Genomic DNA, 22,876 nt, shown 5'->3' on the forward strand with positions numbered 1-22,876 from the left:
TCTACCTCAAATCGTCTAATATTGTAGAATCTCCTGGATCGTTTACGATTAATGTAGCAACAGTGAAAGGTTTACCACAAACAGAACCCAAATCTACACTAGTTCCATCATATACTAAGGATGGAATTTCGGAAAGATTTGCATAATATTCAACATCTTCAAGAATTTCTTTAGGAGCGTTACTAGCAACAACTACGAGTTGGCCTTTTCCTAATTTTAAAGATTGAATTGATTTTTCAGAGCCTAATATAACATCACCAGTGTCAACAGCAACTCTGATTCCTCTATCTACGTCCATCATCTAGCCTCCTATTTATTTTTATAATCCATTTTGACACCGACTGAACCGGTACCAAGAGGTATTGGTTGTCCAATAATAATATTTTCGATGATACCTGTTAAATCATCAACTTCTCCACGGATACTTGCGTGAAGTAGATGTTTACCAGTTTCTTCAAAAGCTGCACGAGCTAAAACACTTGATTTTTCACCACTAATACCATGTCTTCCGATTGATTTAACAATACCTTCAGAAGTCATAATATCCGCAACTAACATGATATGCCTTACATCAACACTAAGACCTTGTTCGGAAAGTGTATTTTGAGCTTCATTAATAATTGATTGACGAGCTGCTTCAATACCTAACACTTCACCAATTTCATGAATGTTGTTAGTGGTGGTCCTTACAGGGTCAATACCTTCCTTACTAAGAATTTCTTTAAGGTTTGATCCTTCAGTGTGAATAATCCATTCTTTTTGACCTTCAAATTCCGCTAATTCAAATGGCACATCATCACGACGGATAATAACTTTACCAATATTTTTTATACCACTAATTTGTAAATCACGAACTTTATCAGCTAAAAGACGAAGTTCACGAATTTCAAATTTAGATTCGGATTTATCAGATTTTGAAGAAGATATGATAATTTCATCACCATTAATGACCACTTTTTTGAAAGCTTTTTCAATTGCAGCATTAATTTCATCTCTATCAAGTCTTTTTTCTTCAATTTTTTTAGAATCTAAAACCGCTTCGACTTCCATAGTACCATAGTTTAAATTGAAATCTGAAAGAATGTCATTTATGGTACTTTTACCAATTTGGTTAGCTAAAATTCTAACAAATTCTTCGTCGTCGCGTCTTTCTTCATTGAAATAAATATCCATAGTTGGAGTAGCAATATCTTTTCTTGCGTCAACAATTTCAATAAGTCTTGGAAGACCTAATGTTACGTTTAACTCAGTTACCCCTGCATAGTGAAAAGTACGCATAGTCATCTGAGTACCAGGTTCACCTACAGATTGTGCAGCTACTGTTCCAACAGCCTCGCCAGCTTCAACGCGAGCTCGGTCATAGGCCTGTTTAAGTTTTCTGATGAGTTCTTTTAACTCATCATCAGTTAAATCTTCATCAACATAAGCTTTAGCTAAATCTTTGATATAACTATCTGGAAACTCAATTTCAAGATTTTCAGTATCATTTAGTTCTACAATTGTATCTTTTACCTTAAGTATAATATCATCCATAGTTACACCTACTTACCTTCCTGAGTTAACTTTTCTTCCATTCTTATTTCATCTATAAGTTTACTTAAGTCAGCTGGTTTACCGAAGTCAGATTTAGCTGGATCTACTCCATCCTCTCCAAACATAGTTTGGATAACATTACCTTGATTATCAGTAACAAGTCCAGATGGTTTAACTTGTAAATCTTGTAGAGCGTTTACGAGTCTTCTTTGCATGTAACCGGATTGTGCGGTACGTATCGCTGTATCTACAAGACCTTCTCTTCCTCCCATTGCGTGGAAGAAGAATTCGATTGGGTCAAGACCTGATTTGTAACTTGAGTGTACAAATCCTTTCGCTTTTGCCCCTAACTCACCTTTTTTGAAGTGAGGTAATGTACGGTTTAGGTATCCTCTTTCGATACGTCCACCCCTAACTGCTTGTTGTCCTACACAAGCAGTAATCTGAGTAAGGTTCAGCATGGATGCTCTTGCACCGGTACGTGCCATTACTACAGAGTGGTTTTCAACTGCCATTACATGGTCGTATGGGTCATCATCTGATTGTTTACCCATAGTTAGGTAGTTTTCAGCAATGCTACCGGACATGTCCCTAGCTTCCCCGAGTACTTGCATGATTTTCATCTCTAAAGTCTCTTCAAGACTTCTGCCCGGTAAAGCTTGGAGATATCCTTCTTCGTAAGATTCTACAAGTTTATCTACTTCTGCCATTTTCTTATCTAAGTGCTCGTTAATACGGTCTTGAGCTTCTTGAGGAATTTCCTCATCGTTTAATGAAGTGGTGATTCCTGTTTTCATGATTCCGCAGATTGCTAAGTCAGTAGCTCTGTCTAAGAATTCTTTTGCTCTTCCTGGACCGTATTCCTTAACTATCTTATCTAAAATTTTACCTGAGAATGAACCGTAAGCGGATTCATCAATTACCCCTTGCTCAAGAATACCGTTCTTAATTACAACGGTTGCATCCTCTTGAGGGTATACCACAGGACATTTAGAAATTTCAGCAGTATAAGATAAGTTCAAATCATTTGGTAATAATAATGAGAACAATTCTTTACCAGTCCACATTGCACCTTCATCTTTATAGATATATGATTTTTCAATATCTGCTGGGGCTTCCATACCTGGTTTTAAATCTAAATCAGTTTTTAAAACCCATTGCCCTCTTTTGAATTCAGGTAATTTCAAGTGGGATTTTCTGATAATTTGTAAAGCTTGTTCTTCTGTAAATTCAACCCCATCACGAGTTAATAAGTATGCTCCACTAATGTGGTCGTGAATAGCACCAATAATTGGTCCTCCGAACCTTGGAGATAAGATATGTTCTTGTACACGCATTAATGATTTAGCTTCTGCTCTTGATTCGTCAGTTTGGAATACGTGCATGTTCATTTCGTCCCCGTCGAAATCCGCATTGTATGGAGGGCAAACACATAAGTTTAATCTGAAAGTTTTATATGGTAAAACTCTTACTTCGTGTGCCATCATACTCATTCTGTGTAAGGAAGGTTGACGATTGAATAAAACCATGTCTCCATCTTTTAAGTGTCTTTCGACTATGAAACCTGGTTCTAATTGTTCTAATACTAATTCAATAGTTTCTTCATTACGTATTCTGATTTTTCTTCCATCTTTTCTGATTACATAGTTTGCACCAGGGTGAATATTGGAACCGTTTTTAATGTATTTCTTCATTTCTTCGATGTTCCATTCGTTTACATATACTGGTACGGTTACTTCTTTTGCAATCATTTCTGGAACTCCGACCTCATTAATACTGATGTTTGGGTCTGGAGAAATAACAGTACGTGCTGAGAAGTTTACACGTTTACCTGATAAATTGGATCTGAAACGTCCTTCCTTACCTTTAAGCCTTTGAGTTAATGTTTTCAATGGTCTTCCGGACCTGTGTCTTGCAGGTGGAACACCACTTGCTTCATTATCAAAGTAGGTTGTTACATGGTATTGTAATAATTCCCATAAGTCTTCAACGATTAATTGAGGAGCTCCAGCTTCCATGTTTTCAAGTAATCTTTGATTAATACGTAAAATATCAACTAATTTGTGAGTTAAATCGTCTTCTGAACGTTCACCAGTGTCTAAAGTAATTGATGGTCTTACAGTTACTGGAGGTACTGGTAAAACAGTTAACACTAACCATTCTGGCCTTGCTACTTCAGGGTTAACACCTAAGACATATGAATCCTCATCAGTGATTCTTTCAAGTCTTTCACGAACTTCAGAAGCGGTTAATTTATAATCTCCTTGACGAATAGTAACAGGTTTGTCTAATTTAATTGGTTCTTGAATTAATTTTTGAAGATATGCTTTGATGTAATTTCTAGTTTCGGTTCTTACTTGTCTAGCCTTATCTTCTTCAAGTGATTCCAGAATTTCATCAGGAATTAAATTAGCATCTTCAACAGATTCAATGTATTTGTTGAAATCTTTACTGTTTTCATCATTCTCTGAGATATTTAATTTTTTAAGAAGATTATCATCAAATTTGCCTAATGCTTTTTTATAAATGGAAATTGAATTTTCTACATCTTTAGACTCAGAAATCTCTTTTCTCAAATCAGAAATGGTTGATTCAAAGTTAGTGAATGGACCCATATCTTCATCAGGGGATTCATCATCAAGAGTTGATTTGAATAACTTTTTGAGTCTTTTAAGAATTCTGTCAAGTTCCTTGTTTAATTCGGAATTTTTTGATGAAATAATTTTGTTAAAGTTGAAAATATAATCGATGTCACTTTGAATTGCTTTTGATTCGACATTTTCAAATGTGTTTTCAATATTATCTAATGAAGAGTTTTTCTTACAATGAGGACATAACATTTTAGCATCAATGTAAGTTCTAGGAGAATCTTCACCAGCTATATATGCATCTGTGAATAATTGTTTTGAAACACTAACTAGAATAGTTTCAATTCTTGAATAATCCAAATCATCGACACCGTCAGGGAAATAATCATTCCATACTTTTTTAACTATTTCCTCTTGCTTATCTTCTTTCATTTCCAAGTTTTTAGTAGCATTATACAATTCTTTTAAAATATTAGAAATGTTTTCTTTACCATTTTTAGATTCGTTGATTTTAGTAGTGAACTTTTCAATTTGTTCATCAGTTAAAAGAACACGACCGCATTCATTACAAGTTGAACGTAAAATCTTGTGAATTACATCACCAAAACCAATGTGAATAACCGGCCTTGCAAGTTCAATACTACCGAAATGTCCTTGACAATCTCCACCTCTAAAACCACAAGTCCTACAGACTAAACTTGGATCAATAACTCCTAAACGAGGATCCATCAAACCTTTTTCAATAGGGAAACCATCATCCTCATATGTGTCAGGAGTTTCAACAGTTACAACAGACATGTCACGAATATCTTCAGGAGACATTAGCCCAAAGTTGATTTGTTCAATTTTTTTAATAAATCCTTTCAATGTATTGGCTCCTTTAAAACTGTAATTATGCTTTGTCTCCTAAAACTAATTTAGGGAAAATACATAAACTCTTAAGTTCGTCTAATAATAATTTAAATGCGTATGAAATTTCTACTGGATATGTTTCTACATCTCCACAGATTGGGCAGTATTTTTTATTTTTATTCTTATCATATACTGCTAACATTCCACAGTTTTCACAAACAATTGCATCATATTTGTCAGATTCGTCAAGAAGTCTTTCTTTTAAGGTTAATGCTGCACCATGTGCAATGAGACAATCTCTTTCCATTTCTCCGAATCTTAATCCACCTTCACGTGCTCTACCTTCGGTAGGTTGACGTGTAAGCACTTGTACTGGACCTCTTGAACGAGCATAAACTTTATCAGTAGTCATGTGATGTAATTTTTGGTAATAAGCAACACCAACGAAAATTTCGGCATCGATTCTTTCACCTGTCACACCACTGTATAATGATTCACATCCTGCTGATTCGAATCCATTATCGATGAGTTGTTGTTTGATTTCGTCTTCAAGTGTTTGGTTAAATGGAGTTGCATCTACACGTTTTCCTTCAAGACAACCTGCTTTACCTGCAACCATTTCCAATACTTGACCAATAGACATCCTAGATGGAATAGCGTGAGGATTAACTATTAAATCAGGTACCACACCAAATTCTGTGAATGGAACATCTTCAGGAGATAATATTAAACCAACAACCCCTTTCTGACCGTGTCTTGATGCGAATTTATCACCAAACTCAGGTTGTCTGGTATCTCTTACTCTGATTTTAGCTAATCTTGAACCTTCAACAGTTTCTGATAAAAGAACTGCGTCAACAATACCTTTTTCACCGTGTCTTACAGTTACTGAGGTTTCTCTTCTTTTATCTGCAATGGTTCCTAAGTTTTCTTCCAAGAATCTTGGTGGTGAAGTTTTACCTATTAACACATCTCCAGATTCAACATAGGATTCCGGATTGACAACACCGTCTTCATCCAAGTTTCTGTAAACTTCTTCAGACCTGTATCCTTTAACGTTTTTATCAGGAACTTCGAAGTTATCGGATAAACCACCGGCATACATTTTTTCTGATGTATCATAAGACCTAAAGAAAGAAGATCTGGCTAAACCTCTTTCAAGAGATCCTTTGTTGATAACCATTGCGTCTTCCATGTTGTATCCTTCATAAGACATTAATGCTACAACAAAGTTTTGACCAGATGGTCTTAAGTCATAATTAGTTGAATCAATAATACGTGTTTTAACAATAGGGGTTTGAGGATGATGTAACAAGTGTGCCCTAGTATCAGTACGTAATGCATAGTTAGAAACATATAATCCTAATGCTTGTTTTGTCATACCCGCTTCCATTGTGTTCCTTGGGGAAGAGTTATGGTCTGAGAATGGAATAATACCTGCACAGATACCAAGCATGGTTGCCGGATCGATTTCTAAGTGAGTGTGGTCTTCATTTAACTCAGCTAAGCTCATTGAAATGTATGAATTTTCTTCTTCTTCAGCATCTAAGTATTCAATGAGACCTTTTTCAATTAAATCATCCCATTTGAGTTTACCATTAGCAATTTTGTTTAAATGTTCTTCTTTTAAAAGAGGAACTCCGTCTTTAACAATAATTAATGGTCTTCTAGCTCTACCAGGGTCATTGAATATATAAATTTCATTATTATCTTCATAATAAGTAATATTCATTTCATGAGAGATTTCGCCATTTCTTCTTTTTTCTCTCATTTCCTGAGTGAATTCAACTGGGTTTTCACAGTATCCTAAAAGTTCCCCATTAATGTAAATTTTAGTTTGATTAGGTTTTGGTTCAAATCTAACTGGTCTTTGAGGAACAACTTCTTCTTCAATAGGGACCGGTTCGATTTCGTCATCTTCAATTTCTTCTTCATCTTCATCTTCGGAAGTTTCTTCTTCAGGTTGTTCTTCAACAACTTCTTCCTCTTCTGAAACTTCTTCAACAGGAACTTCTTCAGCTTCTTCAACATCAGTTGGAGCAACTGCATCAACAATTTCCTCATCAGCAGCAGGTTCAACAACTTCTTCTTCACTGACTTCAACTGAAAACTCGAAGCCTTTGAAATCCTTTTTATAAGATTGCCATTTTTGTCTACGTTTATCTTTATTGAATCCTTTGAATATTGAATGGTCATTTCTCAATTCAGGATCTTCAAAATATGCTTCAATATGTTCTGCATGTTCATGAATTCTTTCTGCTAATTTATCATCATGACCAAAGTTTTCTTTCAATTCTTCAATTCTGCCGGCAACATCCTTAAATGGAACTATTGCATCAAAACCAAAGTAATGAAATGCTTTTCTCTCTTCAGTAGTAGGTTTTTTAATATTCTTTGACAACATCTCACCTCCCTTTAAATCAACTCAACATCCATTCTTTCAATAACATCAATAATTTCTTGTTCATCAGAACCTTCTGAAATATTACATAATAAAGCTAAGTTCTTTACCAAACCACAGTTAGGTCCTTCTGGTGTTTCGTTTGGACAAATTTTTCCAAATTGAGTTGGGTGCAAATCTCTTGCTTCGAAGTGAGGTTGACTTCTTGTTAATGGAGATACAACACGTCTTAAGTGGGAAAGGGTTCCCATGTAACTTGTCCTATCTAAAAGTTGGCTTACACCAGCTCTTCCACCAACCCAGTTTCCGGTAGCGATTGCATGTTTGATGTTTTCAGTTAAAACATCACTACGAACTGCCTGTTTAATTGAAAGTTCTTTACCACGAGAAAGGCTTCTTTCAAGTTGATAACTCATATCTCTGGTTAAATTTGTAAAAGCAACTCTGAATAAATCTTCCATTAAATCTCCAGAAACTCTGAGTCTTTTGTTAGTGTAATGGTCCTTATCGTGAGGTTCTCTTTTTCCTTCGATAACTTCTAATAACATTTCAGTCATTTCAGCTAAGTAAATAGCTTTATCATAACATCTTTCTTCTTCAGTACCCATGTGAGGTAATAAATAACGGTTTACAACATCACGAGCTCTTTTTAAACGATAATCATTAGGCATGTTTCTAGCTACTTTGTTACCAATGTATTTTACAGCTGCAAGTTGCAAGTATTCTCTTCTTTCCTCAAAGGTCATTCCATCCATTTCATTTTGGTCTAATTTCAATGCTTCGGAAGAGACTTGTAAATCATCCGCAATCATCATTTGGAAATTATTATCGTCAGAAATTGCTGTAATAATTTCTTCATCTGTAGATAATCCAAGGGCTCTTAATAAGATAACTAATGGAATTTCACCAGGAAGGTAAGGGAATGAAATTCTTAAAAATACACCATTTTTACGTGGTTTTTTATACTCTAAAGTAATTCTAGCTCTGAAACCACTTTTAATGGAAGTAACAACAGCTTTTGCATGTCTGTCTTCAGGTTTGTCAAGACGTTCAAGAATGATTTTGTTCGGAGCGATTTCTTCCATTGTAACAACTGCCCTTTCGGAACCGTTCACAATAAAGTATCCTCCTAAGTCTTGAGGGTCTTCATTCTTCTCAATCAATTCTTCAGCACTAAGACCATTGAGATGGCAAATGTCGGATTTGAGCATTACCGGCAATTCACCGATATATACTTCTTCCAATTCATTGTCTTCGCCTTCTTCATTTAAAGCCATTTCAAGATACATGTCTGCTGAATAATTTAAGTTTCTAAGTCTTGCTTCAGTTGGATCAATTTCACTGCGTGAACCGTCAGCTTCCTTATTAGATGGCTTTTCAATACGTACTTTACCAGTTTTTAAAGTGTATTTACCATCTTCTAAAGTGATAGGCTCAGTAATATCAATGATATTCTGAATTCTATTATTCACAAAATCATTGTAGGATTTGATATGATGATCCACTAAATCATATTTATCAAAAAATGCATCAACTAATTTCCAATTATTCTCTGTCATGGATATCCTCCAGCATTACGTACGCTATAAAAATAATTAACTAAATAAAAATAAAATGTAATTAGGATTAACCTAATATTAACTAAATTCATTTAATCATTATTCTTAATTTACTCATAACTATCTCCTATAGATAATTCCTCTCAAACTAAGTTCTAAATTTATTATAATGAATTTCTAAAAAAACAAAAAATACAGAAATTTTATAATATATTAAATTTCACACTCTAATATTATATTAAAAACATTTAATCTTCTACAATCCTATAAGTTACAAATTCCCCAGCAGTTTGACTTTCACGAGTTATTCTTAAGACATTACCAGGTTCAGCGCCTATAGCTTTAACAACCGGATCTTTAGATTTAATTTTGGGAAGATTTTTAAAATCATAATCAACTTCACTAAATTCTTCTGAAATTTCTTCTTCAGTCATGATTTCATGCTTTGGTACAAGCATATGGTTTTGAATATCGATTTTCAAATTTTGTCCTCCAAATAAAAAAGTTAAAATATAAAATTAGAAACAGGCCTGACGGGAATTGAACCCGCGGCCGCTTGGTTAAAAGCCAAGCGCTCTGCCAGACTGAGCTACAGGCCTATATGACTTAACTACTATTTTGATATGAGCGCCCTGGCCGGGATTTGAACCCGAGTCGCGGGCTCGACAGGCCCACATGATAGCCCCTACACCACCAGGGCATATCGGTAAACAGTAATTATACACTATCAATTAATCTAATTTTCATCATATATAAATGTTATGGAAAAATCACTTATTTTCGAAAAAATTGTATATGACTCCAAATAAATAAATTGAAAAATCCCGCCTGCCGGACTTGAACCAGCAACATTTGGATCTACAGTCCAACGCTCTGCCAAATTGAGCTAAGGCGGGCAAAATGGGTCCGCCCGGATTTGAACCGGAGTCTCAGGCTCCCAAAGCCCAAAGGATCGACCAAGCTACCCTACGGACCCACACACAAAATGCATGCAGATAACATACTAATAAAAGTATAATTCTACAACTATATAAACATTTCTATAATTCCTATAAAATAATAAAAAATCGAAAATTTTAATTATAGATAAAGAAGCCCCGGACGGGAATTGAACCCGCGACCACGAGATTACAAGTCTCGCGCTCTACCAGACTGAGCCACCGAGGCAGTATATCAATATTGTAGAACAATATAAATTATATTAAAAATCATTTAAATACTTTACTATAAAATGCAATTTTTTCATAAAAAATTTAAATAATAAAAAAATTATAATTAATAATCATGACAAATAATGAAGCTCTATTACTCGATAAAATAGATGACACTTTAAGAAACATAAAAGAAAAAAATGCATTAACCCACTGTATAACAAATTCAGTGACAATAAACGATTGTGCAAATGCGGTTCTTGCAATAGGTGGTTCCCCATTTATGGCGGAAGATGCTGAAGAACTTGAAGAAGTAGTGACAATAGCCGATGTGCTTGTCATCAATATTGGAAAATTAAGTAAAGACCAAATTGAATCCATGAAAATCAGCTGCGAAACTGCAAACAAAACAAATACTCCTATTGTTTTAGATCCTGTAGGTGTTGGAGTAACTGAACTCAGAAACAAAACAACACTGGACTTAATTGAAAATTATGATATCACAACAATAAGAGGAAACATAAGTGAAATTAAAGCAATTGCTAAATTAGTGGGCGTTTTAGATGAAAGCAATGTTGCAAAAGGCGTTGATGTTAATATTGATGATATAATTACCGAAGAAAACTTAAAAGCAAATGGAGATTTGATTTGCACACTTGCCAAAAAATTAAATACCGTAATTTTAGCCAGTGGCCCAATCGACATATTAAGTGACGGTACAACAACAGTGGCAATCAATAACGGAGATGATATGATGCCTTTAATCACAGGAAGTGGCTGTATGTTATCATCTATTGTTGGAAGCTGTGTTGGAGGGTCAAATCCATTAGATGGCAGCCTTGTAGCAATTTTAGCAATGGACATAGCTGGTGAAAAAGCAAGAGCTAAAGTTGATGAAAGAGATGAAGGAACCGGTTCATTTAGAACATATTTAATTGATTATCTCTACAAAACCGATAGTGAAACTTTAATAAACGAATCAAACATTAAGATATTATGAAAAACTTAGATTTATCCCTCTACCTTGTCACAGATAAAAGTGATGATGTAGAAAAATTTTTAAAGACAATTGAAGAAGGAATTAAAGGTGGAGTCAGCGTAGTTCAAATTAGAGAAAAAACTGCAGATACTCTTGACTTTTATAATTTAGCTTTAAAAGTCAAAAAAATAACTACAAAATATAACGTGCCTTTAATTATAAATGATAGAGTTGATGTTGCTCTTGCGATTGATGCTGACGGCGTCCATGTTGGCCAATCCGACATGCCTTGTGATGTTACAAGAAAACTAGTCGGTCCTGACAAAATTGTAGGAGTCTCAGCCGCCACAATAGATGAAGCAAAAAAAGCTGAAAAAGATGGTGCAGACTACATTGGGTCTGGAGCAATATTTCCAACCGCAACAAAAGATGATGCACCAAAAATAACTAAAAAAGATTTGAAAGAAATTGTGGATTCTATTAATATTCCAGTAGTAGCTATTGGAGGAATAACACTAGAAAATGCTCATGAATTAAGTGATACTGGAATCGCAGGACTGTCTGTTGTAAGTGCAATAATGAGCTCAGATAATCCTAAAAAATCTTCAGAAAAGTTATTAAATATATTTAATAACTAACTTTTACTATTTTTTAAAGCTTCTACTGCTGCTAATTTTTTACCTGCGAGCATACTAATACAAGCTCCGCCACCACTGCTTAAGTGACTCATATGCTCCTCTAAGCCAAGACCGGCTGTAGCCGCAGCTATGTGTCCTCCACCAATTAATGTAAAACCTTCAGAGTTTGCCATAGCATTAATTAAATCTTCCGTACCCATTGCAAATTTAGGGTCTTCAAATACACCTGCAGGACCATTAGCAAAAATATATTTAGCATTTCTGATTTCTTGTGCATAAAGTGAAATAGTTTTTTCACCAATGTCAAAGATAGCTTCATTAGGAATTTCATTGCTATCAATATCAACTCTTTTTCCATCAATTTCACAAGCCACATCAATAGGATACTTTACTTTATCACCAAATTTATCAATTAATTCTTTAGATCTGGCGACCATACTCTCATATCCTTTGCTAATAATGAAATCCTTGTTAACTTGACCAATATCAGCACCAGATGCCCATAACACAATATTTCCAACAATACCTGTTGTTAAAACTGAATCTGCTGTTCCATTACTTAAAACATTCTCCATAACGTCAATAGAATCTTCAGGTTTCATTCCGCCAAGTAAAAACACACAAGGATGATTGACATTATCAAGTGCATCTTGAATTACGGTTAATTCTTTTTCCATTACTCTTCCGGCAGCAGAAGGAGTGTTAACCGTAAAACCGACTAATGATGCTTGAGACCTATGAGCTGCTGCAAATGCATCATTGACAAAATAATCAATTAATGGGGACAAATGTCTTACAAGTAGTGTTTTTGATTGTTCTAAAGGAGTTCTTGAAAGAGTTTCTTCAGAGAAAAATCTTGCATTTTCAAGTAAAAGAATTTCATGAGGCTTTAAAGATTTGATTGCATCTTTTGCAGCATTAGAAAATAATGAATCAATATACTTGACCCTTAAGTTTAGAATGTCTGATAGAGCATCAGCATGTTGAGACAATGTTGTGAAATCCTTTTTACCCGGACGAGACTGGTGAGCAAGCAATACTACCTTTGCACCTTTATTTGACAACTCTTTAACTGTTTGAGCATGTAATTTTAATCTGGTATCATCTAAAATGATTCCAGAACTCGGATCTACAGGAGCGTTAATATCAATTCTTACAAGAACGGTTTTACCTTCAACATCGAAATCATCGATTGTATTAAATTCTTTAACCATTTTCTCACTCTATAATTTACTTACTAAATCAAGTAAAGCATCTTTAGGGTTTTCAGCTTTGATAATTCCAGATGCAAGCAGTACTCCGTCTGCACCTAAATCCATAGCTGCTTTCATATCCTCACCAGTTGTAATACCTGCACCGCACAATACTTTGACATTTTTGTTGATTGCTTTAACTTCTTTAACAGTGTCTTCAACGACTTCAGGTTGTGCTTGTGATACTGGAATACCTGTACCTATAAGTTCAGGAGGTTCAACAGCTACTGCAACAGGATTTAAAGCTGCAATCGCTTTTGAAGTTTCTATATTATTAGTGCATACACATGATTCGATTTCATTTTCCTTACATAATTTTACTACTTCAGCAATATCTGCAAGTTTCATTCTGTTTTCAGAATGGTTTATTAAAGTTCCGCTAATTCCCGCTTCAATTAATGTATTAATCAAGTTGGAGCCGGTGTGTCCGCCGGGAGATATTGCATCAATGTGTTGAGCAAAGATAGGGATTGAAGTTTCTTCACTAATCCTATAAATGTCTGCCGCTTGAGGAGCTGCAACCATAGTAATTCCAGATTCGCTGGCAGCACTTTGTAAGTCATGTGCAAGTTCTAGAGCATTTAAACCACTTGATTCCAAATAAGTTTTATAGTTCAATATTACAATTGGAGTGTCCATAATAATCCCACAATAACTTTTTGATTAAATATATATAAGACATTATTAAATAAATTTTTGATTATAAAATCCACTTTTTGATAAAATATCCTGCTGTGTAAAAATGTATATAGTATCAAAGTTAAAAATAAATCTGATTTTATGTCATTCAATAAAAGCCAAATCGAAAAACTAGAAAAAAGCGGATATAGATTCGTCGGCAAACATGGTCATGCGGCTGTTAAAACCTGCCACTGGACTCGCCAGAGCATATCTGATAAAGGAGTATGTTATAAAGAAAAATTCTATGGTATTCAGTCCCACAGATGTCTTCAGATGTCTCCTGCTGTACCTAACTGCCAGCAGGAATGTGAGTTCTGCTGGAGGGATTTGACATACACACAGACCACTTGGGAAGATGAGGAATATGACGAACCTAAAGTCATAGTCGACGAGGCCATCAAAGCTCAGAATAACTTACTGTGCGGCTTTTATGGAAATGACAAGGCAAACAAAAAGAAACTGGAAGAGATGAAAAACCCGAATAATGCAGCAATATCCCTTGCAGGAGAGCCTACTCTCTATCCGAAAATCGATGAGTTGATTGGTGAATTCAATCGCCGAGACTTTACAACATTTGTCGTTAGCAATGGGCAATGCGTCGACAGATTACGCAATCTAGAAAACGATCCATATCAACTATATCTTTCCTTGGATGCACCTGATGAGAAAATATTCAAGGATGTCTGCAGGCCTAGAATAAATGGGGCTTGGAGCAATTTAAATGAATCACTTGAAACATTAGCCAGTTTCGACTCACGTACATGTATACGAAATACCTGCGTTAAAGGAAAGAATATGGAAAACCCTGAAGGTTATGCAAAATTAATAAAAAAAGCAGACCCAGATTACGTTGAAGTGAAAGCATATATGTGTGTTGGGTCATCCCGTGAAAGGTTAACTTTGGACAATATGCCTACTTTTGATGAAATTAAAGATTTCGCCACAAAAATTGGTGATGCATGTGGTAAAGAATTAGTAAATGAATCTGAAGTTAGTCGAGTTGTCCTGCTCGAATAAGAACTTTCAGATGCATCTAACTCTTTAGTGTTAATTGAGTTTTTATATGGCAAAAGTTATTTGCCTTCTGCTTTCAATTCTTCACAAAGTTGAACAGCTTTGAGAGCAGCCTTTTCCATTGAGGTTTCAAATGGAATTCCCGCTTCTTCTAAAAGTCTTTGACCCTCTTTTTCATTGGTACCAGTCAATCTAATAACGACAGGCACTTTACGGTCGACTTGTTCTAAAGCCTTGATTACTCCACGAGCGACATCGTCCGCTTTAGTAATACCTCCTAGAACGTTTAAGAATACCACTTTAACAGGATCATAGTTTAAAACTATGCTTAAGGCTTGTTTGATAATTTGTTCTGAAGCTCCACCACCGATATCCAGGAATGTTGCCGGTTCTCCGCCATTTAGTTTAATCATGTCCATTGCAGTCAATGTTAAACCTGCACCATTACCAATAACAGCAATATCTCCATCCAATTGAACAAAGTCCACTGCTTTCTTTTTATAATGGAGTTTGTCGACCAAATCCTGATGTCTGAACAATGAATCATTTTCAACAACCATTTTTGCATCAGCGGCAATTAATCCTTTTGGAGTTAAAACTAATGGGTTGATTTCAGCGGTGTCCGCATCGTATTTGATAAATACATTATATAACTTCCAAATAATATCTCCCATTGGAGAAATTAGCTCGGATGGCACTTCCATCTTGCGTGCAACTTCACGTGCCTCATAAGGTAAAAATTCAAGTAAAGGATTTGGATAATATTTGATAATCTTTTCAGGATTGGTTTTAGCCAAATTTTCAATTTCAATTCCGCCTTCTTTACTTGCAATAATGACAGGTCTTCTAGCGCCTCTGTCAACAGAAACGGTTACAAAAAATTCATGCAAGATTTCTGCTTTTTCTTCAACTAATAAATGTTTTACTTTTTCACCTTTAATTTCCATTCCCAAAATTTCTTCAGAAACTTTTAATGCTTCACCAGGGTTGTCTGCGAATTTAACGCCTCCTGCCTTACCTCTTCCACCAGTCAAAACTTGTGCTTTGATAACAACAGGCACCCCCATCTCTGAAGAAATGGCCATTGCCTCTTCAGGATAATTTGCGACGTGACCTTCTAAAATTGGAATTCCTTCATCATGAAAAATTGTTTTCGCTACGTTTTCAAATAATCTCATATTAACACCTATTCAACTAAAGCATAACCCGCTTCGAAAGCAGAAATGTTCTTCTCTTCTGTTCCTTTAGGAACACTAGCTTCAATAGCTTTCATTGCTGCTTCTTTGGATATTACTTCAGTAATTTTTGTGATAGCTCCGACCATAACAATATTCGCTACAATTTTGAGTCCAATTTCATCAGTAGCGGTTTTTGTTGCAGGAGCTTCATAAACCTTAATATTATGTTCATCAATAAAATCCCTTACATCTTCAACATCAGTTGTTCCCGGATCAACAATTAAAGTTCCCTCATCTTTTAAATCCACAATATATTTAATTAATGCCTCATTTGACATTGCAATTAAAATATCTGGACTTTGAACTTTAGGATAGTCAACTTTAGTGTCGCTAATAACAACTTCACATTTGGAAGCTCCTCCACGAGCTTCCGGACCATAAGATTGGGTTTGGACCGCTTCTTTTTCATCAAAAAGACTTGCAGCTTTACCTAATATAATTCCTGCAAGAATTATTCCTTGACCTCCAAATCCACAAATTCTAATTTCAGTTCTCATATTATCCACCTACAATTCTGTTGAATATGCAGAATTGATAAGAGTTTTCTTACCAGATTTTTCCACACTAATCTTTTCAAGGTTATTAGTAAATTCGTCTTTTGAAACATTGGCGAATTCACCAACTACAATTTTGCCTTCAAGTTCTTTTGCGCTCATCCTATCTGCAGCAGATTTATATACAGAATTTGCTTTCATTACTGCAGCCATTGCAGTAGGAGTTCTAAGTTTATTTTTACGGCCATAATAAGTTGGACATTGTGTGGCAACTTCAATAAATGAAAATCCATCATTTTCTAGTCCGGCTTTAATAGACAATACTAAATTTTCCATTTGAACTGTTGACCATCTTGCAGAATAGCTTGCGCCTGCGGCCGCTGCAAGTTCAGCCAATTTAAATGGAGCATCCAGATTACCGTAAGGTGCAGTTGTTCCAAAACTGCCTTTAGGAGAAGTAGGACTGATTTGACCTCCAGTCATACCATAAATATTATTATTGATACATATTACAGTTAGATTAATGTTTCTTCTAGCTGCATGAATTAAATGATTACCTCCAATAGAAGCCGCATCCCCATCACCGGTAAATACTACCACATCCAAATCTTTATTGGCAGTTTTTAAACCAGTAGCAAAACTTAATGCCCTTCCATGAGTTGTATGAAGAGAATCGCATTTTAAATAACCTGGAATTCTTGAAGAACAACCAATTCCAGAAACCATTGCAATATTCTCAAAATCCATATCCGCTTTTTCCATAGCTGCTAAAAATGCATTGATAATTGCACCGTTTCCGCAACCTGGACAGAAAATATGAGGCAATCTATCTTCTCTTAAATATGGGAGAAATCTATTTTTATTTTCTGACATTTTAGTTTCCTCCAATCTTGTTAATTTCATCTAAAATTTCATCAGGAGTTGGCAATAATCCTCCAATTACTCCCATCAAATGAACATTAGTATCCTTTTTAAGAACACGGTCAACTTCATAATACATTTGACCTAAATTCATCTCTACAACAAGCACATCACTGGCATTCTTAGTAATTTCCTTTAATTGTTCATCAGGGAATGGCCATGGAGTATCGATTTTAACATAACCTATTTTTTGATTATTTTCTCTTGCCTTATTCACAGCTTCAACAGCAGATCTGACCGGAGCTCCATAAGAAACAATGATAATGTCTGCGTCTTCACAATTTTCAGACCTTACAGAGCATATTTTATCTTTATTATTTAAAACCTTGTCACAAATCCTTTTAACAAGCTTATGATGAGTTTCAGGAGTGTTTGTATCAGGATAACCCCTTTCATCATGAGTTAGACCAGTTACATGAATATTAAACCCATCACCAAATGCCGGCATCGGAGTTGTTCCGTTTTCAATATTTTCAAATGGCAAATAATCATCGGTTTTTTCAGGCCTTTTTCTTGCAACAATTTCAATATCATCGTCAATTACGATTTTTTCTCTCATATGTCCAATAACTTCATCTGCCATAACCAAAACAGGAACTCTGTATTCTTCTGACAAATTAAATGCCTTTATTGTGAAATCGAAAAATTCCTGAACGCTTGATGGAGATAATGCAATTGGCTCATAATCCCCGTGAGATCCCCAACGTGCTTGCATCATATCTGATTGTGAAGCCATTGTTGGCTGAGCTGTTGAAGGAGAACCTCTTTGAACATCGACAATGACAATTGGAGTTTCTGTCATGAATGCATAACCAATATTTTCTTGCATCAATGAAATGCCCGGACCGGAAGTTGCTGTCATTGATTTGGTTCCTCCCCAAGAACCGCCAATAATAGCTCCAGCAGATGCAATTTCATCTTCCATTTGAACAAATGAACCTCCAACTTTTGGTAATTCACGAGCTAAAGTTTCTGCAACTTCTGTAGATGGAGTGATAGGATAACCGGCAAAGAACCTGCAACCTGCAGCTATTGCCCCTTTAGCACATGCTTCATTTCCTTGAATAAATAATTCTTCAGCCATTTTATACACCTACTTTTTATGCCTTGTGAATAACGGATTAAAGTTAACATCTTCATTCATCCACCAATTTTCTGGTAAATCAACTGTAATTGCTTGGTCTGGACATGCAACTTCACAAGTACCGCATTTTGTACACCTTTCTTCAAATTTTACAAAGGGTAATTGGACTCCTTTTTTATTTACATCAGGAGATATTGCATATACATTCTTATAACACATGAATAAGCAAAGATGACATCCTTTACACAAATTTTCATCAATAATAATCAATTTAAAATCTCCTCATATATTTATAATGAATAAATATAGAACATGACATATGTATGTTAATAAACATTTAAATATCTTATGAAAAATCATGACAAATTAAAAAATTTATTAAAAATTAAAATAAAATAATTATTATGAAAGATTTAACTACTCCAATTAGTGATGATGAAATCGCTGCCCTCAAAGTTGGCGACCAAATCACTATTTCTGGAACAATCTATACCGGCCGTGACGCGGCACTTCCACAGCTTGTTGAATTGATTAAAAAAGATAAAGTCCCTATTGATTTGGAAGGAGCAGTCATAATGCACACCGCATTCAGTGATGCGGGAATTGCACCGACAACAAGCAGTAAAGTGGAAATAGAATCATCAATTGGACCATTAAGCAAGGCAGGTGTTAAAATTCACATTGGAAAGGGAAGGTTGAGTGATGCAACTGTCGATGCACTGGCTCAAAACAATTCTATTTTTGTAATAACTCCTCCAGTTGCGGCATTGCTTACAAGTAAAGTTTGTGAAAAAAAATGCGTTTTGTTTAAAAATGAGGGCATGGAAGCCATGTATGAACTGAAAGTAAAAGGTATTCCTGGAATTGTAGCAGTCCAGGATAAAAAAAGAATTTAAGAGAAGACTTATTCTTCGTCTTCTTCATCTTCGGTTTCTTCTTTTTTCTCGAAAGCATCTACGAAATTAACTTTGGTAATTTCATCGATGTTGTCCCAAATGTCTTTAGCGATTCTGAATCTTGCGAAGGTAATGTCCATGTAAGATTGTTGATCGAATTTGGACATTTCATCTAATTTGATGTTTGCAACGCCGTCTTCGATGTCGATTTCGGTTTTATCAATGTCGACATTAGGATTGGAGTAGTGTAACTCAATCATACTTTTGATTTTTTCTTCTTCATCTTGAATGATTTCAGTTACTTCAACATCATAAACTAAGTCTTTTCCTGCTAATTCATGGTTGAAATCAACTTTTACCCTTCCACCGTTAACAGTTAAGATTTTACCTGTTGCTCCTTCAGATTGGATTTTCATACCTGGGAATGGAGTCATGCCTTGTTTTTTGAATTCTTTCATAGGCACTAATTGAATTAAAGAAGGATTTCTAGGACCGAAAGCATTTTCGGAATCCACTTCAATAGTTTTTTTGTCTCCTTCTTCTAATCCGATGATTGCTTCTTCGATAGCAGGCAATAAGTGGTTTCCTCCTACAACGATAGGGATTGGTTTGTAGGTTTTCTTTTCTTCAAAAATTCCTGCTTCTTGTGCAACTTCATCATAAGTAGTATCAAATACGTCTTCAGTTTCTTTTATTTTACCAGTAAAGTTTACTCTAACAAAATCTCCGTTATCTATAGCCATAATATTCGCTCCTAATAATTTTGATTAAATAATTTGTTAATAAATATAACATTAATTAATATGATAATCAATAGTTAATAAAGTTTTGTTTAAAAATAATCTGATGCAACATTTTTATGAAAAGTGAAAAAATTAAAAAAAATTACTTATCAAATGCTCTCACTAAAAACCTAATATTTATAATAAATATAATTATATTTCATGCAAAGAAGAGGAGCAGTTAATTTACCCCTTCATGGAGGCCATCCTCCAAGATGGCTGTTTTCAAGAATGGTTAAATTATCAGGGGCGTTGACTTCAGTAATCATTGAAGAATACAGTTTGGAAGAGTTTTTAAATCGTATCTCTAATCCTTACTGGTTTCAAGCGTTTTCCTGTGTTTTGGGATTTGATTGGCATTCCTCAGGAACAACCACAACAACATTAGGCGCCTTAAGGGAATCATTGTCTCCCGAAGAGCATGGTATTTATGTAGCTGGAGGAAAAGGTGCAAAATCAAGAAGAACACCACTAAGCATTGAACACGCAGGGGAATTGTTCAATCTGAAAACAAAAACAACTGAAAAGTTAGTTGAAACAAGCAAATTATCCGCCAAAATTGATAATTCATGCATTCAGGATGGATACACTCTATACCAACATAACTTCTTTGTTACGGAAAAAGGAGATTGGGCTGTTGTCCAACAAGGTTTAAACACTGAAAACAAGTATGCCCGCCGATACCATTGGTTGGGCAGTGAAGTTGATAAACTGTTAAATGATCCACATAGCGGAATATCATGTGATTCAAAAACCCCCAATACCCTAAACATGTCTTCAAAAGACAGTACAGAAGCTCAAAAAATAAGTGTCGATTTAATTAATGATAATCCAAATCATTTAAGACAATATTTTAAAAGAAAAGATAACCAAATGCTTTTAGAAGACTTTTCAATGCCCGCTCATCACCCAGTTCTGGACATGGACATTTCCGATAAGGAATTTGAAGTGCTGACCAAGGCATGGGAAATACAGCCTGAAAACTATGAAGAATTAATTTTATTAAAGGGAATCGGGCCTAAAAAAATAAGGGCTCTTGCATTAATCTCCGATTTGGTTTATGGTGAACCTGCAAGTTGGAAAGACCCTGTAAAATATAGCTTTACACATGGCGGAAAAGACGGTTTTCCATATCCTGTTGATAAAGAGGTATATGACAATTCGATTCAAACAATGCGCGATGCGATTGATCAGGCAAGAATAAAAAAAGATGAAAAGTTAAAAGCCATCAAAAGGCTGGATGACTTCATTTCCTAGCGATTCTCATCATGAATGTTAACTGTTTTACCATGTGCGGTCGGAATAACCTCAAGCACTGGATTTTCAAATTCCAAATCAAACTCCTTGCCGTCCATCAACAAGTGCTGGAATACGGCAAGTGAAGATACTTCTGAGTGGGGTTGTGTTGTTACTGATACATTCCAATCAGCAGCCTTATAGACTTTACCAGGAACTTTAGAACCTCCGACAATAATTAAAATATCTGATCCATCATCTCGGATTTCTGGTGCTGTTTCATGGGCTTGTGTACCATACATTGTCAAATGCACTACTTTACCCCCATCTGCTTTCCACTTGTTAATGACACCCATGTAACTTTCAGCGTATTCAATTTCAAAATTTCCACCAAATCTTGAAGCAGTGTCTCTCACATTTTCCATTAAACGATTATCACGTTCTCCGGCCAAGTATATTTTGCTTGCTCCAAATGCGCGTGCGGTTAAGCATACATGAGTTGTAATACGAGTATCTCTTTTTAATCTATGGTCTAATCTTAAAACATTAACATTCATACTAATCAGTTAATTATTATCCTTAAAAATATATAAATTTGATGAGAAAAACCACTTTTTCTTTAGTGGAGGCAAACATGCGGTAATGTAAATGATTTTATTTTATACTGAAAACTAAATATTAAGAAAAACACATCTAAACAGTGGTAAATCTCATCACTACTAGATTAAACCACTTATTATTTAAACTAATGTATAAAACAACTTCAATATTGATTTTAAATTGTTAAATTTAGTTAAATGAAAAATAACGCAACTGCCATGAACAATAATGAGAATAAACGTCCTACCTCATTACTCATACCTAAAACATCCCCATTGGCAAGGACAAAATTGCGCCTTGCAATAGTTGCTATTAAAATTCCAGATACAATGGCGCCCAAAACTCCACAAATGCCGACCAATCCTCCTATAAGATATGCAATCATTGCAATGATTACAGTTGAAGCGAAATAATTGGCAGGATTAGTTTCTTTTATAAAGTAACTTCCAATTCCAGGAGTTAAAGGTTTTGATAACAGTGCAGTAGTAAGCAATGATGTTTTTGCAGTCATTTCACAAATAATAATGCCCATTATAAAATGATAATCAAGAATATTGTAAAATCCGGCAATTGTTAGGCTTGCAACTATAAACAGTGTTGCCATACCTCCTGCGCCGACGGATGAGTCTTTCATGACCATAATCTTTCTTTCAGGCTCTCCATGAACCATCACCCCATCGGCCATGTCCATTACTCCATCCAAGTGATTGTAACCTGTTATTATCATTAAGAATGCATAGACGATAGTTGCTGTGAAAAATGAATTTAAATGCAGAATCTCTAATGAAATATAACCACAAAGTGCTGCTAAAATTCCAACAAAAATGTGTAAAAACGGCCACACCCAAGTTAATTTAGTCATATACTCAATTGAAGTGTATACCTTAATTGGCAAGATTGTTGAAAATGTCAAAAGTCCTAAAATTGATTTTATTGGGGAAAACTCCTCATCTTCAAAATAGTTATCTTCTTCCAT

The 22,876-nt window shown here is 35.1% G+C and carries 21 protein-coding genes, 5 tRNA genes and 1 pseudogene; 5 read left to right on the forward strand and 22 right to left on the reverse strand.

Annotation, left to right across the window (positions count from 1 at the left end; translation table 11 throughout):
- Position 1: 1 nt before the first annotated feature.
- The 12 genes and pseudogenes from IKS50_RS06250 to IKS50_RS06300 all read right to left on the reverse strand — a co-directional run bounded on the left by IKS50_RS06250 (position 2) and on the right by IKS50_RS06300 (position 10,100).
- On the reverse strand, positions 2-301 hold the full coding sequence (locus IKS50_RS06250) for a 50S ribosomal protein L30e (protein WP_292847058.1): 300 nt from the start codon (positions 299-301) through the stop codon (positions 2-4).
- Between the two features lie 8 nt (positions 302-309).
- Entirely contained in the window at positions 310-1,533 is a 1,224-nt protein-coding gene (gene rpoA2 / locus IKS50_RS06255; RefSeq protein ID WP_292847061.1) for a DNA-directed RNA polymerase subunit A'', read from the reverse strand.
- 8 nt (positions 1,534-1,541) lie between these two features.
- A complete protein-coding gene (locus IKS50_RS06260; protein WP_394357527.1) occupies positions 1,542-4,373 on the reverse strand; it encodes a DNA-directed RNA polymerase subunit A' in 2,832 nt (943 codons plus the stop codon).
- A gap of 39 nt (positions 4,374-4,412) precedes the next feature.
- Positions 4,413-4,943, reverse strand: a pseudogene (locus tag IKS50_RS09145) (hypothetical protein); the annotation flags it as partial.
- A 70-nt stretch (positions 4,944-5,013) separates the two neighbouring features.
- Positions 5,014-7,377: a DNA-directed RNA polymerase subunit B gene (rpoB, locus tag IKS50_RS06265; protein ID WP_366664937.1), complete on the reverse strand. Its 2,364-nt coding sequence runs from the start codon at positions 7,375-7,377 to the stop codon at positions 5,014-5,016.
- An 11-nt stretch (positions 7,378-7,388) separates the two neighbouring features.
- The gene (locus IKS50_RS06270) at positions 7,389-8,933 is read right to left on the reverse strand and encodes a DNA-directed RNA polymerase subunit B'' (protein WP_292847067.1); all 1,545 of its coding nucleotides are present in this window, start codon (positions 8,931-8,933) and stop codon (positions 7,389-7,391) included.
- Between the two features lie 248 nt (positions 8,934-9,181).
- On the reverse strand, positions 9,182-9,415 hold the full coding sequence (locus IKS50_RS06275) for a DNA-directed RNA polymerase subunit H (RefSeq protein WP_292847070.1): 234 nt from the start codon (positions 9,413-9,415) through the stop codon (positions 9,182-9,184).
- A 43-nt stretch (positions 9,416-9,458) separates the two neighbouring features.
- Positions 9,459-9,532: transfer RNA gene (locus IKS50_RS06280), tRNA-Lys, on the reverse strand.
- A gap of 29 nt (positions 9,533-9,561) precedes the next feature.
- A tRNA-Asp gene (locus IKS50_RS06285) sits at positions 9,562-9,633 on the reverse strand.
- 122 nt (positions 9,634-9,755) lie between these two features.
- Positions 9,756-9,829: transfer RNA gene (locus IKS50_RS06290), tRNA-Tyr, on the reverse strand.
- A 5-nt stretch (positions 9,830-9,834) separates the two neighbouring features.
- Positions 9,835-9,909: transfer RNA gene (locus IKS50_RS06295), tRNA-Pro, on the reverse strand.
- Positions 9,910-10,026: 117 nt separating this feature from the next.
- Positions 10,027-10,100: transfer RNA gene (locus IKS50_RS06300), tRNA-Thr, on the reverse strand.
- A gap of 117 nt (positions 10,101-10,217) precedes the next feature.
- On the opposite strand from IKS50_RS06300, the gene thiM reads away from it, so the two are divergent.
- Positions 10,218-11,084: a hydroxyethylthiazole kinase gene (thiM, locus tag IKS50_RS06305; RefSeq protein ID WP_292847073.1), complete on the forward strand. Its 867-nt coding sequence runs from the start codon at positions 10,218-10,220 to the stop codon at positions 11,082-11,084.
- Positions 11,081-11,701 carry a thiamine phosphate synthase gene (thiE, locus tag IKS50_RS06310; RefSeq protein WP_292847076.1) on the forward strand — a complete coding sequence of 207 codons (621 nt, stop codon included), beginning with the start codon at positions 11,081-11,083 and terminating at the stop codon, positions 11,699-11,701. Before thiM ends, thiE begins: the two co-directional genes overlap by 4 nt.
- On the opposite strand, the gene IKS50_RS06315 is transcribed toward thiE, so the two are convergent.
- Positions 11,698-12,915, reverse strand: a complete 1,218-nt coding sequence (locus IKS50_RS06315) for a phosphoglycerate kinase (protein WP_292847079.1) — start codon at positions 12,913-12,915, stop codon at positions 11,698-11,700. The two genes, thiE and IKS50_RS06315, sit on opposite strands and share 4 nt — an antisense overlap.
- A 9-nt stretch (positions 12,916-12,924) precedes the next feature.
- Entirely contained in the window at positions 12,925-13,593 is a 669-nt protein-coding gene (gene tpiA / locus IKS50_RS06320) for a triose-phosphate isomerase (protein ID WP_292847082.1), read from the reverse strand.
- 141 nt (positions 13,594-13,734) lie between these two features.
- Between tpiA and twy1 the strand changes: the two genes are divergently transcribed.
- Positions 13,735-14,652: a 4-demethylwyosine synthase TYW1 gene (gene twy1 / locus IKS50_RS06325; protein WP_292847085.1), complete on the forward strand. Its 918-nt coding sequence runs from the start codon at positions 13,735-13,737 to the stop codon at positions 14,650-14,652.
- A gap of 56 nt (positions 14,653-14,708) precedes the next feature.
- Here twy1 and sucC read toward each other — a convergent pair whose 3' ends face one another.
- The 5 genes from sucC to IKS50_RS06350 are packed head-to-tail and all read right to left on the reverse strand — an operon-like array spanning position 14,709 to position 18,656.
- Positions 14,709-15,827 carry an ADP-forming succinate--CoA ligase subunit beta gene (gene sucC, locus IKS50_RS06330; protein ID WP_292847088.1) on the reverse strand — a complete coding sequence of 373 codons (1,119 nt, stop codon included), beginning with the start codon at positions 15,825-15,827 and terminating at the stop codon, positions 14,709-14,711.
- Positions 15,828-15,835: 8 nt separating this feature from the next.
- Positions 15,836-16,384, reverse strand: coding sequence for a 2-oxoacid:ferredoxin oxidoreductase subunit gamma (locus IKS50_RS06335; protein ID WP_292847091.1), 549 nt, complete (start codon positions 16,382-16,384; stop codon positions 15,836-15,838).
- A gap of 9 nt (positions 16,385-16,393) precedes the next feature.
- Positions 16,394-17,254 carry a thiamine pyrophosphate-dependent enzyme gene (locus IKS50_RS06340; RefSeq protein WP_292847094.1) on the reverse strand — a complete coding sequence of 287 codons (861 nt, stop codon included), beginning with the start codon at positions 17,252-17,254 and terminating at the stop codon, positions 16,394-16,396.
- 1 nt (position 17,255) lies between these two features.
- Positions 17,256-18,386 carry a 2-oxoacid:acceptor oxidoreductase subunit alpha gene (locus tag IKS50_RS06345; RefSeq protein WP_292847097.1) on the reverse strand — a complete coding sequence of 377 codons (1,131 nt, stop codon included), beginning with the start codon at positions 18,384-18,386 and terminating at the stop codon, positions 17,256-17,258.
- 9 nt (positions 18,387-18,395) lie between these two features.
- A complete protein-coding gene (locus IKS50_RS06350; protein WP_292847100.1) occupies positions 18,396-18,656 on the reverse strand; it encodes a ferredoxin family protein in 261 nt (86 codons plus the stop codon).
- Positions 18,657-18,790: 134 nt separating this feature from the next.
- Between IKS50_RS06350 and IKS50_RS06355 the strand changes: the two genes are divergently transcribed.
- Positions 18,791-19,282: a fumarate hydratase C-terminal domain-containing protein gene (locus IKS50_RS06355; protein WP_292847103.1), complete on the forward strand. Its 492-nt coding sequence runs from the start codon at positions 18,791-18,793 to the stop codon at positions 19,280-19,282.
- An 8-nt stretch (positions 19,283-19,290) separates the two neighbouring features.
- Here IKS50_RS06355 and IKS50_RS06360 read toward each other — a convergent pair whose 3' ends face one another.
- Positions 19,291-20,025, reverse strand: a complete 735-nt coding sequence (locus IKS50_RS06360) for a peptidylprolyl isomerase (RefSeq protein WP_292847106.1) — start codon at positions 20,023-20,025, stop codon at positions 19,291-19,293.
- Positions 20,026-20,226: 201 nt separating this feature from the next.
- On the opposite strand from IKS50_RS06360, the gene IKS50_RS06365 reads away from it, so the two are divergent.
- Complete coding sequence (locus IKS50_RS06365) at positions 20,227-21,321, forward strand: DUF763 domain-containing protein (protein ID WP_292847109.1); 1,095 nt, start codon at positions 20,227-20,229, stop codon at positions 21,319-21,321.
- Here IKS50_RS06365 and IKS50_RS06370 read toward each other — a convergent pair.
- Together IKS50_RS06370 and cobS are read right to left on the reverse strand one after the other, a co-directional pair.
- Positions 21,318-21,857: a tRNA (cytidine(56)-2'-O)-methyltransferase gene (locus IKS50_RS06370; protein ID WP_292847112.1), complete on the reverse strand. Its 540-nt coding sequence runs from the start codon at positions 21,855-21,857 to the stop codon at positions 21,318-21,320. The genes IKS50_RS06365 and IKS50_RS06370 overlap by 4 nt on opposite strands.
- 236 nt (positions 21,858-22,093) lie before the next feature.
- Entirely contained in the window at positions 22,094-22,876 is a 783-nt protein-coding gene (gene cobS, locus IKS50_RS06375; protein WP_292847115.1) for an adenosylcobinamide-GDP ribazoletransferase, read from the reverse strand.

Origin of the sequence: Methanobrevibacter sp. (assembly GCF_017539065.1) — an archaeon.
Classification (GTDB): Archaea; Methanobacteriota; Methanobacteria; order Methanobacteriales; family Methanobacteriaceae; genus Methanocatella.

Bases quoted from the DNA above. Each gene is read 5' to 3' on its own strand.
- IKS50_RS06250 (WP_292847058.1), bottom strand. From the start codon at position 301: ATGATGGACGTAGATAGAGGAATCAGAGTTGCTGTTGACACTGGTGAT.
- rpoA2 (WP_292847061.1), bottom strand. From the start codon at position 1,533: ATGGATGATATTATACTTAAGGTAAAAGATACAATTGTAGAACTAAAT.
- IKS50_RS06260 (WP_394357527.1), bottom strand. From the start codon at position 4,373: ATGTTATGTCCTCATTGTAAGAAAAACTCTTCATTAGATAATATTGAA.
- rpoB (WP_366664937.1), bottom strand. From the start codon at position 7,377: ATGTTGTCAAAGAATATTAAAAAACCTACTACTGAAGAGAGAAAAGCA.
- IKS50_RS06270 (WP_292847067.1), bottom strand. From the start codon at position 8,933: ATGACAGAGAATAATTGGAAATTAGTTGATGCATTTTTTGATAAATAT.
- thiM (WP_292847073.1), top strand. From the start codon at position 10,218: ATGACAAATAATGAAGCTCTATTACTCGATAAAATAGATGACACTTTA.
- thiE (WP_292847076.1), top strand. From the start codon at position 11,081: ATGAAAAACTTAGATTTATCCCTCTACCTTGTCACAGATAAAAGTGAT.
- IKS50_RS06315 (WP_292847079.1), bottom strand. From the start codon at position 12,915: ATGGTTAAAGAATTTAATACAATCGATGATTTCGATGTTGAAGGTAAA.
- tpiA (WP_292847082.1), bottom strand. From the start codon at position 13,593: ATGGACACTCCAATTGTAATATTGAACTATAAAACTTATTTGGAATCA.
- twy1 (WP_292847085.1), top strand. From the start codon at position 13,735: ATGTCATTCAATAAAAGCCAAATCGAAAAACTAGAAAAAAGCGGATAT.
- sucC (WP_292847088.1), bottom strand. From the start codon at position 15,827: ATGAGATTATTTGAAAACGTAGCGAAAACAATTTTTCATGATGAAGGA.
- IKS50_RS06335 (WP_292847091.1), bottom strand. From the start codon at position 16,384: ATGAGAACTGAAATTAGAATTTGTGGATTTGGAGGTCAAGGAATAATT.
- IKS50_RS06340 (WP_292847094.1), bottom strand. From the start codon at position 17,254: ATGTCAGAAAATAAAAATAGATTTCTCCCATATTTAAGAGAAGATAGA.
- IKS50_RS06345 (WP_292847097.1), bottom strand. From the start codon at position 18,386: ATGGCTGAAGAATTATTTATTCAAGGAAATGAAGCATGTGCTAAAGGG.
- IKS50_RS06355 (WP_292847103.1), top strand. From the start codon at position 18,791: ATGAAAGATTTAACTACTCCAATTAGTGATGATGAAATCGCTGCCCTC.
- IKS50_RS06360 (WP_292847106.1), bottom strand. From the start codon at position 20,025: ATGGCTATAGATAACGGAGATTTTGTTAGAGTAAACTTTACTGGTAAA.
- IKS50_RS06365 (WP_292847109.1), top strand. From the start codon at position 20,227: ATGCAAAGAAGAGGAGCAGTTAATTTACCCCTTCATGGAGGCCATCCT.
- IKS50_RS06370 (WP_292847112.1), bottom strand. From the start codon at position 21,857: ATGAATGTTAATGTTTTAAGATTAGACCATAGATTAAAAAGAGATACT.
- cobS (WP_292847115.1), bottom strand. From the start codon at position 22,876: ATGGAAGAAGATAACTATTTTGAAGATGAGGAGTTTTCCCCAATAAAA.